At 70.5% G+C, this 11,919-nt stretch carries 12 protein-coding genes; 4 read left to right on the top strand and 8 right to left on the bottom strand.

Annotated features, from left to right (window positions below; translation table 11 throughout):
- The first annotated feature begins 48 nt into the window (after positions 1–48).
- Complete coding sequence (locus ACWY4P_RS31920; protein ID WP_456203935.1) at positions 49–447, top strand: hypothetical protein; 399 nt, start codon at positions 49–51, stop codon at positions 445–447.
- A gap of 98 nt (positions 448–545) precedes the next feature.
- On the top strand, positions 546–1,055 hold the full coding sequence (locus tag ACWY4P_RS31915; RefSeq protein WP_456203934.1) for a GtrA family protein: 510 nt from the start codon (positions 546–548) through the stop codon (positions 1,053–1,055).
- A 24-nt stretch (positions 1,056–1,079) separates the two neighbouring features.
- On the opposite strand, the gene ACWY4P_RS31910 is transcribed toward ACWY4P_RS31915, so the two are convergent.
- Positions 1,080–2,357, bottom strand: a complete 1,278-nt coding sequence (locus ACWY4P_RS31910; protein ID WP_456203933.1) for an ATP-binding protein — start codon at positions 2,355–2,357, stop codon at positions 1,080–1,082.
- Positions 2,358–2,392: 35 nt separating this feature from the next.
- Positions 2,393–3,073, bottom strand: a complete 681-nt coding sequence (locus ACWY4P_RS31905; RefSeq protein ID WP_014177112.1) for a response regulator transcription factor — start codon at positions 3,071–3,073, stop codon at positions 2,393–2,395.
- 220 nt (positions 3,074–3,293) lie between these two features.
- Between ACWY4P_RS31905 and ACWY4P_RS31900 the strand changes: the two genes are divergently transcribed.
- A complete protein-coding gene (locus ACWY4P_RS31900) occupies positions 3,294–4,823 on the top strand; it encodes a peptide MFS transporter (protein WP_456203931.1) in 1,530 nt (509 codons plus the stop codon).
- A 109-nt stretch (positions 4,824–4,932) separates the two neighbouring features.
- On the opposite strand, the gene ACWY4P_RS31895 is transcribed toward ACWY4P_RS31900, so the two are convergent.
- The 6 genes from ACWY4P_RS31895 to ACWY4P_RS31870 all read right to left on the bottom strand — a co-directional run bounded on the left by ACWY4P_RS31895 (position 4,933) and on the right by ACWY4P_RS31870 (position 10,665).
- Positions 4,933–6,303 carry a hypothetical protein gene (locus tag ACWY4P_RS31895; protein WP_456203930.1) on the bottom strand — a complete coding sequence of 457 codons (1,371 nt, stop codon included), beginning with the start codon at positions 6,301–6,303 and terminating at the stop codon, positions 4,933–4,935.
- 14 nt (positions 6,304–6,317) lie between these two features.
- Positions 6,318–7,463, bottom strand: coding sequence for a hypothetical protein (locus tag ACWY4P_RS31890; protein WP_456203929.1), 1,146 nt, complete (start codon positions 7,461–7,463; stop codon positions 6,318–6,320).
- Positions 7,460–8,455, bottom strand: a complete 996-nt coding sequence (locus tag ACWY4P_RS31885) for a COG1470 family protein (RefSeq protein WP_456203928.1) — start codon at positions 8,453–8,455, stop codon at positions 7,460–7,462. The genes ACWY4P_RS31890 and ACWY4P_RS31885 overlap by 4 nt, the downstream gene beginning before the upstream one ends.
- Before the next feature lie 122 nt (positions 8,456–8,577).
- Positions 8,578–9,279: an LPXTG cell wall anchor domain-containing protein gene (locus ACWY4P_RS31880; protein WP_456213132.1), complete on the bottom strand. Its 702-nt coding sequence runs from the start codon at positions 9,277–9,279 to the stop codon at positions 8,578–8,580.
- Positions 9,280–9,591: 312 nt separating this feature from the next.
- A complete protein-coding gene (locus ACWY4P_RS31875; RefSeq protein WP_456203927.1) occupies positions 9,592–10,101 on the bottom strand; it encodes an ATP-binding protein in 510 nt (169 codons plus the stop codon).
- A 195-nt stretch (positions 10,102–10,296) separates the two neighbouring features.
- On the bottom strand, positions 10,297–10,665 hold the full coding sequence (locus ACWY4P_RS31870; protein ID WP_456203926.1) for an STAS domain-containing protein: 369 nt from the start codon (positions 10,663–10,665) through the stop codon (positions 10,297–10,299).
- Between the two features lie 248 nt (positions 10,666–10,913).
- Here ACWY4P_RS31870 and ACWY4P_RS31865 point away from each other — a divergent pair, with 248 nt between their 5' ends.
- Positions 10,914–11,882 carry an RNA polymerase sigma factor SigF gene (locus ACWY4P_RS31865; protein ID WP_456203925.1) on the top strand — a complete coding sequence of 323 codons (969 nt, stop codon included), beginning with the start codon at positions 10,914–10,916 and terminating at the stop codon, positions 11,880–11,882.
- Positions 11,883–11,919 lie beyond the last annotated feature (37 nt).

Here is an 11,919-nt window from a genome sequence, read left to right as displayed (position 1 = left end):
CCGGGTAGCCGTCCGCCAACCAGTCCGCCGACATTGAGCGAGACCCTCATGACACACCAGAACATGACCGACGCGGAGCTGCTCGCCCTCGACGTCCCCCTGATGATCCGCTACGGGCTGATGTTCGGCGGCGCGCACCGCACCGCTCTCTTCGGGGACGGGGCGATCGCCGCGGCGCTCGGGGCCGAGCGGCTGGAGGTGCAGCCGCGGTCGGTGGCGTACCTCGCGGAGGTGGTACGGCGCGGTGGCACCCGGATGGCCTCGGAGCTGCCGGAACCGCTGCCCGGGGCCGAGGCGGGCGCGCTGGCGCGCGAGTGGCTGGAGACGGCCGCGCCCATGGTGAAGGGCGTGGCGGGGGACGAGACCGTGGCACGGTGGCTGGAGGCGGTGGCCGCGGTGCTGGAGCTGCGGGAGCGCACCCGTGGCGGGCCGGTGAGAGATCAGTGATAAAAGACCGGTTTCGGCACACCGACAGGCAGGGGCTCCGGCCGCTGGTTAGCATGGGCGGAGTTATCGACATCGACGGACGGGGCTGAGTAGTCGCCATGAGTGAACAGCGCACGATCGGCAGGCTGCGCGCACGAGTGGATCAACTCGCCCATGAGATCCTCAAGTTCGGCGCCGTCGGCGGTGCCGGTGTCTTCGTCAACCTCGGTGTCTTCAACCTGATCAAGCACATCACCGAACTGCCCACGGTACGGGCCAGCATCGTGGCGACCGTGGTCGCCACCCTTTTCAACTACCTGGGCTACCGGTACTTCACCTACCGGGACCGCGACAACCAGGGGCGCACCAAGGAGCTGACCCTCTTCCTGCTGTTCAGCGCGGTCGGCCTGATCATCGAGAACGGCGTGCTCTACGCGGCGACGTACGGCTTCGGCTGGGACAGCCAGCTGCAGAACAACGTGTTCAAGTTCGTCGGCATCGGCATCGCCACGCTCTTCCGGTTCTGGTCCTACCGCACCTGGGTGTTCCGCGCGCTGCCCGCCCGGGAGGCGGTGGAGACCGCCGAATCCTTCCTCTCCGAGGCGAGCGACCAGCCGGCCCGGAAGTAGCCACCCCGGACGCTCCGGAACGCTTCAGGCGGTGCCGGAGCCGGCTTCGGGCTCGCCCTCGCGGCTGGGATCGCCCTCGCGGCTCAGGAAGAGCGCGAAGACCGGCGGGTGCTGTTGCAGCAGCTCCAGACGACCGCCGTCCGCCTCCGCGAGATCGCGGGCGACGGCGAGCCCGAGACCCGTGGAGTTGCGCCCGCTGACCGTGCGCTCGAAGACCCGCGCGCCGAGGTCGGGCGGCACACCGGGCCCCTCGTCGGACACCTCGACCACCGCCTGGTTGCCGGTGACACGGGTGCGCAGCGCGACCGTGCCGTCACCGTGCATCAGCGAGTTCTCGATCAGCGTGGCGAGCACCTGGGCCACCGCTCCCGGGGTGCCGACCGCCCGCAGCCCCTTCTTCCCGGACCGCACGATGGCGCGGCCCTCGCTGCGCGAGGCCGGGCGCCACTCCTCGATCTGCTGCTTGACCACCTCGTCCAGGTCGAAGACCACGGCGGAGCCGGTCCGCGGGTCCCGCGAGTTGGTCAGCAGGCGCTGGACGACATCGGTGAGCCGCTCCACCTGGGTCAGCGCGATCGTGGCCTCCTCCTTGACCGTCTCCGGGTCGTCGGTGAGCGTGATCTCCTCCAGCCGCATGGACAGCGCGGTCAGCGGCGTACGCAGCTGGTGCGAGGCGTCGGCCGCCAGCCGGCGTTCGGCGGTGAGCATGCGGGCGATGCGTTCCGCGCTCGAGTCGAGCACATCGGCGACCCGGTCCAGCTCCGGCACTCCGTAGCGCCGGTGGCGGGGGCGCGGGTCCCCCGAGCCCAGGCGCTCGGCGGTCTCGGCGAGGTCGGTGAGCGGGGCGGAGAGCCGGTGTGCCTGCCGTACGGCGAGGAAGACGGCGGCGAGCACGGCGAGCAGCGCCACCGCCAGGATGATCAGCATGGTGCGGCCGATCTCCCGGCTGACCGTCGAGCGCGACGCCTCGACCCGCACCGTCTCGCCCTGCTCGCCCCGCTCCTGCGAGGAGATCACGCTGCCGGTCGGGCGCTTGCCGATCTCGACCAGATCGTGGTTCGGGATCTTGATCACGGCGTAGCGGCCGGGCTCGATCTGCTCGCGCAGCACCGTGGGCGTCACTCCCTCGCCGCCCAGCAGCCTGCTGTCGACGATGCTGACCAGGCGCACCGCGTCGGAGTAGACGCTCTCCTGGGCGCTGTCCTCGATGGTCCGCGTCTCCACGATGACCAGCGAGAGGCCGAAGACGGCGATGACGACGAGCACCACGGCGAGCGTGGAATTGATCAAGCGACGGCGCATAGCCCTACCGTGTCACGCTGGGAATTCTCGTATTCTCAGCTTTTCTCGAATCGGAACCCGACCCCGCGCACGGTGGCGATGTACCGGGGGTTGGCCGCGTCGTCGCCGAGCTTCTTGCGGAGCCAGGAGATGTGCATGTCGAGCGTCTTGGTCGACGACCACCAGGTGGTGTCCCACACCTCGCGCATCAGCTGGTCACGGGTGACGACCCGCCCCGCGTCCCGGACCAGGACCCGCAGCAGATCGAATTCCTTGGCGGTGAGCTGTAGCTCCTCATCGCCCATCCAGGCGCGATGCGACTCGACGTCGATGCGCACCCCGTGGGTGGCCGGCTGCTGCGCCTGCGTCTCGACGGCGCCGCGCCGCAGCAGGGCCCGCACCCGGGCCAGCAGCTCGGCGAGGCGGAACGGCTTGGTGACGTAGTCGTCGGCGCCGGCGTCCAGGCCGACCACCGTGTCCACCTCGTCCGCGCGCGCGGTCAGCACCAGAACGGGGAAGCCGTGGCCCTCCGTCCGCAGACGGCGACAGACCTCCAGGCCGTCCATGCCCGGCAGGCCCAGGTCGAGGACGAGCAGATCGACGCCTCCTTGCAGGCCGGCGTCGAGCGCGGTCGGTCCGTCCTCCCGCACCTCTACCTCGTAACCCTCACGGCGCAAGGCGCGGGCGAGCGGCTCCGAGATGGATGCGTCATCCTCGGCGAGCAGTACTCGGGTCATGGGGTGATGGTAGTCCGACCAGGTTCGCGCACGGGGCGCGCACAGGACTACGGACGGAGCACAAAAGGTTGCACACGCCATCCGTGAGCTATATCTCAAACCGGTCATTGTCGTGCATGGCGTGTCGTATGGTGACACGGAGTCCGTAGCAACTTTTCTGGACCTTTGGCCGCGACGCAGCGCCGAAGGTCCTCGTCGTGTGCACATGCAAGGAACCACCATGGCGTCCAGCCTGACGAAGGACGCGGCCGGGCAGGGAACCCCTGCAAACGGCGGCAAGACCTTCTTCGGCCACCCCCGCGGCCTGGCCACCCTCTTCATGACCGAGATGTGGGAGCGCTTCAGCTTCTACGGCATGCGGGCCCTCCTCGTCCTGTATCTGATCGCCGGAGGCCCGGACGCCAAGCCCGGCAGCCAGGGCGGCGGCCTGGGGATGCCTGAGGGCAACGCGGTGGCCATCTACTCGGTGTACCTGGCCATGGTCTATCTGCTCGCCATGCCGGGCGGCTGGTTCGGCGACCGCGTCTGGGGCCCGCGCAAGACGGTCGCCATCGCGGCCGGCATCATCATGGCCGGCCACCTGGCGCTCGCCGTGCCCGGCCAGGCCACGTTCTTCGCCGGTCTGGCGCTGGTCGCCCTCGGCTCGGGCCTGCTGAAGGCCAACATCTCCACGATGGTCGGCCACCTCTACGACGGCCCCTCCGACCCGCGCCGGGACGGCGGCTTCACGATCTTCTACATGGGCATCAACCTCGGTGCCTTCGCCGCTCCCCTGGTCATCGGCACCGTCGGCCAGAGCTACAGCTGGCACCTGGGCTTCGCGCTCGCCGCGCTCGGCATGGCGCTGGGCCTGGCCCAGTTCCTGATCGGCACCCGCCACCTCAACCCGCGCAGCAGCGTGGTGCCGACCCCGCTGGCGGTCGCGGAGCGCGACGCCTGGCTGCGCAAGGGCCTGATCTGGCTGGTCGTCGCCGCGGTCTTCTACTCCGTGGTGGTGGCCACCGGCCTCTGGACCCTCAACTGGGCGCTGGTGCCGATCACCATCCTCGGGCTGATCATCCCGACCGGCGTACTGGTCCGCATCAAGCGCGACAAGGACCTCACCCCGGTCGAGCAGACCAAGGTCAGCGGCTACATCTGGTTCTTCGTGGCCGCGGCCGTCTTCTGGATGATCTACGACCAGGGCGGCTCGACGATGTCCACCTTCGGCGAGACCAAGACCGCCGACACCATCTTCGGTCTGCACTTCCCGTCCTCCTGGTTCCAGTCCGTGAACCCGCTGATGGTGATGGCGCTGGCGCCGGTCTTCGCCTGGGCCTGGCTGGCCCTGGCACGGCGCAGCCGGGAGCCGGGCACGATGGCGAAGTTCGCCCTGGCCCTGATGCTGATCGGCGCGTCGTTCTTCGTCTTCGTGGTCCCGATGGGGATGGCCTCGGACGGCACGAAGGTCAGCCCGATGTGGCTGGTGTCGATCTATCTGATCCAGACCATGGGCGAGCTGTGCCTGTCGCCGGTGGGGCTCTCGGTGACCACCAAGATGGCGCCCGCGAAGTACGCGAGCCAGATGATGGGCGTGTGGTTCCTGGCCGTCACCGCCGGTGACTGCACCACGGGCCTGCTGTCCATCGCGGGGGTCGACCTGAGCGGCGTGGGGATCATCGCGCTGGAGGCGGCCGTGGCCGCGGCGGCCGGTGTCGCGATCTACCTGTACCGCCGGAAGGTCGTGCGGCTGATGGGCGGCGTCCACTGAGGCGGCACGGATGAGTGAGGGGCCCGGCGCGCGGTGATCGCGCCGGGCCCCTCGCATGCTCCGTACTCCCTGCTCCGTACGCCCTACGCCCTACGCCGTACGCCGTGCGTCAGCGTGTGCCGCGCAGCTTGCGCCAGGGGGTCAGGGTGAAGACGGCGGCGCCGAGCAGGATGGCCGTGCCGGCCACCAGCCCGAGGGCCTTGAGGCCGCCGTGGTCACTGGCGCCGGTCTCGGCCAGACCGCCGCTGGTGCTTGCGCCGGTGGATCCGCCGGAGCTGCCGCCGCTGCCCGAGGTGCCGCCGCTGCTGCTGCTTCCACCCGAGGTGCCGCTGGACTGGGCCGTGGTGTCCAGCTCAAGCGAGGCCTGGGTGTCCTTGGCGGGGGTGCAGGTGGTCGTCGTGCCGAGCGCCTTGACCGTGAGCACCCCGGGGGTGAGCGTCGACTTGCCGCTCGCGCCGGGCTTGTAGGTGCCGGTGAGGTCGGGGATCTCGATCGGCTCGCCGGACTTGATCGGCCCCTTGTTGGTCGGGCCCACCACCGGGACCGTGCCCTTGTCCGCGCCGCCGACCTTGACGTCCATCGACGGCTTGACCGAGTCCGCGGGGATGTCGGCCGGGCTGTCCATGACGGACTTGCCGAACTTGACGGTCAGGTCGAAGCTCCCGCCGTTCTTGACGGCGTTGATGCGCACCGGGGAGGTGGCGTTCTTGTCGCCGATGGGGGTCTTGCAGGCGTAGGCGACCGAGACCTCCTTGCCGGTGTACGAGTCGCCGCCCCCGCCGCCACCGGTGGTGTTACCGCCCGTGGTGTTACCCCCGGTGGTGTTGCCGCCCGTGGTGTTACCCCCGGTGGTATTGCCCCCGGTGGTGTTACCGCCCGTGGTGTTGCCCCCGGTGGTGTTGCCCCCGGTGGTGTTGCCTCCGGTCGTCGAGCCGCCCGTCGTGGTGCCGCCGCTGCCCGTCACCTTGATCGTGGCCGCGGCCTTGACCGTCTCCTTCGCCGAACACTTGGTGTCCGTGGACAGCGGCTTGCTGACGTTGATGTCGTACGCGCCCGGGGTCAGCGTCACCTCCCCCGCCTGCGTCAGCTTGAGCTTGCCCTTCATGTCGGACAGCTTCATCGGGCTGTCCTTGGGGATCGCCGGGTTCTCCCGCGGCCCCTCCATGGCCAGCGCGCCCGTCTGCGCCCCGCCCACCGTGAGGGTGCCGGTCGGCTTGACGGTGTTCTCCTCGATGTCGAGGATCGGCGGGTTCTTGGAGGCGGCCTGCACCGTCTTCCAGACCACTTCGACCTCGTCGCCGACCTTCGCCGTCGCCGGGGCCTGCACCTCCACCGTCGTGGTGCCCTGCACCGGAGGCAGGCCGGAGATCGGCGGCGGCAGGCACTCGGTCGCGTACGAGACCTCGGCCGCCCGTGCGGTGCCCGCGCCCATCAGCACGCCCGCACCGCCGAGCAGCAGCGCAGCCGCTGCCGCGCTCACTCTTCGTTGCGTACTCACGTCGATCCTTTCGAAGTCGGTCGATTTTCCTGGGACGGTGCGGAAAGGTGTTGCGTCTGTGTGCTCTGCGCGCTCTGTGTGCTCCGCGCGCTCTGTGTGTGCGGCAGCGCGCTGCCCGGCAGAGTGTCCGGGGTGAACCAGGGCAGCGCGCCGCCGCCGTCGTCATCGCCGCCGCGCGCCGCGACCACCGCCGTACGTGGCCGCACCTTGTCCACGACGGCCATGCCGATGCGGAAGACCGCCGCCGCGACCACCACGCACAGCAGGATCCAGAAGAGGGTGACGCCCCACGGCCGCCCCACCGTCCACGGCTGTTCGACCAGCACTTTCCGGCCGTACTTGAGCGACACCTGATAGTCGCCGTGCGCGCCCGCCGACAGCTCGACGGGGAGCTTGACCTGCGCCTTCTTCCCGGCCGGTATGGTCCCCCGCCACTGCTGCTCCTCCCAGGAGGGGGCGAACACGCCGTGGGAGGTGCCGACTTTGAAGACCGGGTCGCGGGCCGGTGTGGAGCCGAGGTTGGCGACGGTGACCACCAGGCGGCGTTGCGGGGGCGCGCCGAACCAGGTGAGCAGCCCGCTCGACCCGTCGAGCCGCGCCGACAGCGCCCGCAGCCGTTCGCCTCCGGCCCCCTCCTGTTTGGGCAGCGGCGCGACCGGATGCCCCGCGACCCGGAACGGCACATCGGCGTAGGCGGCTTCGCCGGTGACGGTCGCCACATGGATGACGCACGGACAGGGCTTGGGCGGCTCGGTGACCGGCAGCTTCTTGTGGAAGGTGCCCTTCGAGTCGGTGGTGACCGCTCTGCCGTCGGAGTTGGCGCAGGAGTTGGTGCCGCCGATCATGTTCTGTCCGCAGATGAGCATCATGAGCAGGGCGCGGGGCCGCCATCCCCGCCCGCTCACGGTGACCGTGCCGCCCGCGCCCGCCTCTTCCTTGGACACCGTCGCGGTCGGGCCGTCGGCTGCGGCGGCCTCCCGGACCTGCGGCGGTGCGCCCAGGGCGAGCACGACGAGCGTGAGCACGGCCAACAGCGCGGCGAGCGGGCGGCGTACGCGGGTGGCTGTGGGCCCCGGTGCCGGTGCTGGTGTGGGCCCGGGTGCCGAGCGTGGGGTCGGCTGGGTGTCCGTACGGCCTGTCACGTCGTCGCTCCTGACCCCGTGCCTGCTGGTTCCCGTGCCTCCCGCGCCGGTTCCGCGGGCGCGTCGCCGTCGCCGTCGCCGTCGCCGTCGCCGTCGCCGTCGCCGTCGCCGGGGCGGTGCCGGCCGCGCCGCCACCGCAGCAGCCAGGCGCCTGCGCCCGCGACCGCGCCCAGCGCCACGGCCGCCGCACCGGCCAGGACGCCCCAGGGCACCGCGGTGTAACCGGCGGAGGCGGCCGCGTGGGCGCCGCCCGCCGCGGTGACGGTGAGGGTGACGTCCACCGAATCGAGGGCGGGCGCGTCCGGCCATTTCTCGGTGAGCCGCGCCCGGCGGCCCGGCGCCAGTTCGACGGGCAGCCCGCGGGCGTCCCGGCGCAGCACTTCGCCGAAGAGCCCGTCGGCGCGCACCGCCAGCCGGGGCGTCAGCACGGTGTTGCCGCGGTTGACGAGCGCGTAGTGGATGGTGGCCCCGCCGCCGGCCTTGACCACCTTCACGTCCTCGACGGAGATCGCCGCCAGCGTCCGCCCGCTGACCCGCAGATGCACCGGTACCCGGGCCTCCCGGCCGCCGCCGGTGACGACGATGGCTCCGGGGTGGTCGCCGGGCGGCGCCTCGGGCGGGACGGTGAGGGTGAAGGGGACGTCGGCCCGGGTGCGGGCCGGGACCGTGACCCGCTTGGCGGCGAGCGAGATCCAGGCGCCGCTGCCCTGCGCCGCCGAGGATGCGTCAGGGGTGGTGCCGGCGGGGCGCAGTTGGACGGTGCGGGGCCGCTTGCCGCGGTTGACGATCGAGAGCCGGTCCCGGAGCGCGCTGCCCGGCCCGCCCTCCAGGTAGAAGTACTGCCGGTCGCCGGTGCCCGGCCCGGCCGTGCCACCGGCCGCGGGCCTCGCGGACCAGTCCGGCCCGGCGGCCGTGGCGGGCGCGGTGAGCAGCGCGGCGGCGACAGCGGGCACGGCGGCGACCGTCCATGCTGCGCGGATACGAGACGGCATCGGCGGCTCCTTGGGTGCTGGTGCTCGTGCTCGTGCGGGGCCGCGGGGCGGCGACGGCCCGGCCCGCCGCCCGAGGCGGACCGCATGTCCGTGCTTCCGTGTGCCGGGTGGCCCCGCGGGGCCTAGAGCCGGTGCGGGCGCCTGCGGCGGGTCAGCCAGAGCGTTCCGGCCGCTCCGGCGAGGACCACCGTGGCGCCGAGCGTGCCGAGGGCGATGGCGGAGTCAGCCGGTCCGGTCTGCGGGAGGCCGCCGCCGGAGGAACTCTGCGCACCGCTGGTGCCGCTGGTGCCGCCCGTACCGGATCCGCTCGTACCGCTCCCGCCTGTACTGCCGGAGCCGCCGGAGCCGCCCGAGCCGCCCGCGCCCGTGACGTCCAGGGTCAGCGAGGGCCCCGGGTTGTTGCCCGGTGTGCAGGTCGTGGTGGTGCCCAGCGCCTTGATGGTGAGGGTCGAGGCGGTGAAGGTGACCTTCCCGGTCTTCTTCGGGGTGTACGTACCCGTCAGGTCGGTGATCTTGATGGGGGTGTTGGCGGGGATGGCCTCGGCATTGGGGGGCCCGGAGACCTGGAGCGTGCCGGCCTCCGCGCCGCCGAGCTTGATGAGCGCGCTCGGATGCATCGCGCCCTTGCCCAGTTCGACGGGGCTGGAGGAGACGCCCTTCTGGAAGGACATGGTGAGCTTGTACGCGCTGCCGCTCTTCACGGACTTGATGTCGATGGGTGACACGGCGCTCTTGTCACCGATCGGCGTCTTGCACTTGTAGTTGACATCGACGGTGGCGGCCCGCGCGGCCGGGGCGGTGAGGAGTACGGCCGAACCGGCCATGGCCGCGGCAAGTGCGAGGGCTGCGCCACGGCCGACCGCGTGGCGTTCTGTGTGGGACACCTCGAGATCCCCTCTCGTCAAGTGCCGCAGCCGAATGTTACTGACGACACATCAGATCGGGCGCTGACAGTACGCCGGGGACCTTGCCGAGGGAAGACAAAGTGCGCGCCGGTTCGGCGCGCAGCGGGTGAAGATACGGAAACCGGGGCCCGCGCGGGCCCGCGTCCGTCAGATCGCCAGGTGGCCAGGAGTGGCCAAAGGCGTCAGGAAGCCCAAGGCTTCAGAAGCCCAAGGCGTCTGGAACCCAGGGCTTCAAGAAGGAGCGGCGAGTTCGGCCCAGACCGTCTTGCCGGTGCCGTCGGGGTTCCGTACGACCCCCCAGTCGAGACACAGCCGCTGCACGATGAACATGCCGTGGCCACCGGGGCGGCCCGCGCGGTGCGGGGTGCGGGGGGCGGGGGTGCCCGAGCCGAGGTCCACCACTTCGAGCCGGAGCACCTTCGCCGAGCAGCTGACGCGCAGCTCCTCGGGCCCGTCGGCGTGCAGACAGGCGTTGGTGACGAGCTCGGAGACGACGAGCAGGACATCCTCGGCGGCGGCCCGCTGATCGGCCGTCACGGCCGGCAGCCAGCCCCAGTCGCGCAGCGCCTCGCGGGTGAAGTCGCGGGCGCGCGGCACGGCGCCGCTGGCTCCGATCAGGTGGAGCCTGCGGGTCTGGCGGATGTGCCCGACGGGTGGGGTCGCCGTCGGGGTGGCCGAAGCGGCGGGGCCGTCCGGCTCCGGGCCACGGTCGCCCGGCGGGTACGGCCGGGTGGTGCTCATCAGCGGCTTCACCTCACCGATTCGCCGATTCAGGAAGAAGGAATACCTGATCTTTTCAACAGTTTCAGCCTGTCTCCTGCCCGGCGAAAGCGTGAGAACACCCACTTCCCCCGAACGTCTCGTGTGACGAGGACTACGTATCCATGACGCGCCGAAGACGCACCCGGGGAACGTGGAAACAGGAGGGGGCCACCGCTACTCGACGAGCGCCGTGTCCAGGGACTCATGCACCGTGAAGACGGCCTCCGCGCCGGTGATCTCGAACACACGGGCCACGACCGGCTGCATCGCGACCAGATGGACCGCACCGCCTTCGGCCTCGGCCTTCAGTCGGGCGCCGAGGAGGACGTTGAGCCCGGTGGAATCACAGAACTCCAGCTTGGAACAGTCCACGACCAGCCGCGCATGCCCCTCCTCCACGCAGGCCTCCAGCGGTTCGCGCAACGCCTCGGCGGTGTGGTGATCCAGCTCACCCGCCGGTGTCACGACCGCGCTCGCCCCATGGTGCCGAACCTCGACCTGCAGTCGGCCCTTGCTTGCGCTGCCGACCATCTGGCGGTCCATGTGCGCACCTCTTCTGGCGTCTCGTTGCTTTCGATTGCGCGCGTCGAACATTACGCCTTCTCCACGCCCGCCGGTACCTGAACATTCCACATACTTCGGCAAATATGGACAAGATGGACTTGCTAGTTGCGGGTGATTGAGGGTAGGCGTAGAGGAACACATCCGCCACGGCCGGCTTGGAGGCGCCGCAAACCGCAGCAGTCGTAATGGCATCGGCAGCCATATGCCGAGAATGATGGAGGAGACTTATGTCACCCCGGCTCGACGAATCGCGCACCGATTCCTCTGTGATCACCCAGGCCACGCAGGACACTCGGCTCACCGCCTCGTCGGCAATCGCGTCGTCACAACAGTTCACATCCGGCCCGGATGGCCCCACGGCCACCGGCCATTCTTTCGAGGACCTGCCCGAGCTGGCCGACCTACCGGAGATCCCGCCGTACGAGACGGTGGGACCGGTGGACGCGCGGGCGCTGTCCAAGACGCTCTTCGAGCGGCTCGAGATCCTCGAGGAAGGCACGCACGAATACGCGTACGTGCGCAACACCCTGGTCGAGCTCAACCTGGCCCTGGTCAAGTTCGCCGCCTCCCGCTTCCGCTCCCGCAGCGAACCCATGGAGGACATCGTCCAGGTCGGAACCATCGGCCTGATCAAGGCCATCGACCGCTTCGAGCTCTGCCGAGGCGTCGAATTCCCCACCTTCGCGATGCCGACCATCGTCGGCGAGATCAAGCGCTTCTTCCGGGACACCAGTTGGTCGGTGCGGGTGCCCAGGCGGCTGCAGGAACTACGGCTCGACCTGGCCAAGGCCGGCGACGAGCTGGCCCAGCGGCTGGACCGCGCCCCGACCGCCGCCGAGTTGGCCGAGCGGCTGGGCCTCACCACCGCCGAGGTCATCGAGGGCATGGCCGCGAGCAACGCGTACACCGCGAGCTCGCTGGACGCCCAGCCGGAAGAGGACGACACCGAGGGCGCGCTCGCGGACCGCATCGGCTATGAGGACCACGGACTTGAGGGCATCGAATATGTCGAATCCCTCAAACCCCTCATCGCGGATCTCTCGCCGCGCGATCGGAAGATTCTCTCGCTGCGCTTCGTGGCGAATATGACGCAATCGGAGATCGGTGATGAGCTGGGCATTTCCCAGATGCATGTCTCCCGGCTGCTGTCGCGCACACTCGTCCGGCTCCGCAGGGGCCTGATGATCGAGGAGTAAGCGCTCACCGCAGACGAATAAGGGCCCGCCCCCGTTT

This window comes from Streptomyces sp. LZ34 (assembly GCF_053890475.1).
The sequence above is the reverse complement of the archived record's forward strand: the minus strand, read 5'-3'. Positions and strand labels throughout refer to the sequence as shown.

What these genes read in the sequence shown, in the direction of transcription:
- ACWY4P_RS31920 (WP_456203935.1), top strand. Translation starts at nt 49, where the DNA reads ATGACACACCAGAACATGACCGACGCGGAGCTGCTCGCCCTCGACGTC.
- ACWY4P_RS31915 (WP_456203934.1), top strand. Translation starts at nt 546, where the DNA reads ATGAGTGAACAGCGCACGATCGGCAGGCTGCGCGCACGAGTGGATCAA.
- ACWY4P_RS31910 (WP_456203933.1), bottom strand. Translation starts at nt 2,357, where the DNA reads ATGCGCCGTCGCTTGATCAATTCCACGCTCGCCGTGGTGCTCGTCGTC.
- ACWY4P_RS31905 (WP_014177112.1), bottom strand. Translation starts at nt 3,073, where the DNA reads ATGACCCGAGTACTGCTCGCCGAGGATGACGCATCCATCTCGGAGCCG.
- ACWY4P_RS31900 (WP_456203931.1), top strand. Translation starts at nt 3,294, where the DNA reads ATGGCGTCCAGCCTGACGAAGGACGCGGCCGGGCAGGGAACCCCTGCA.
- ACWY4P_RS31885 (WP_456203928.1), bottom strand. Translation starts at nt 8,455, where the DNA reads ATGCCGTCTCGTATCCGCGCAGCATGGACGGTCGCCGCCGTGCCCGCT.
- ACWY4P_RS31880 (WP_456213132.1), bottom strand. Translation starts at nt 9,279, where the DNA reads ATGGCCGGTTCGGCCGTACTCCTCACCGCCCCGGCCGCGCGGGCCGCC.
- ACWY4P_RS31875 (WP_456203927.1), bottom strand. Translation starts at nt 10,101, where the DNA reads ATGAGCACCACCCGGCCGTACCCGCCGGGCGACCGTGGCCCGGAGCCG.
- ACWY4P_RS31870 (WP_456203926.1), bottom strand. Translation starts at nt 10,665, where the DNA reads ATGGACCGCCAGATGGTCGGCAGCGCAAGCAAGGGCCGACTGCAGGTC.
- ACWY4P_RS31865 (WP_456203925.1), top strand. Translation starts at nt 10,914, where the DNA reads ATGTCACCCCGGCTCGACGAATCGCGCACCGATTCCTCTGTGATCACC.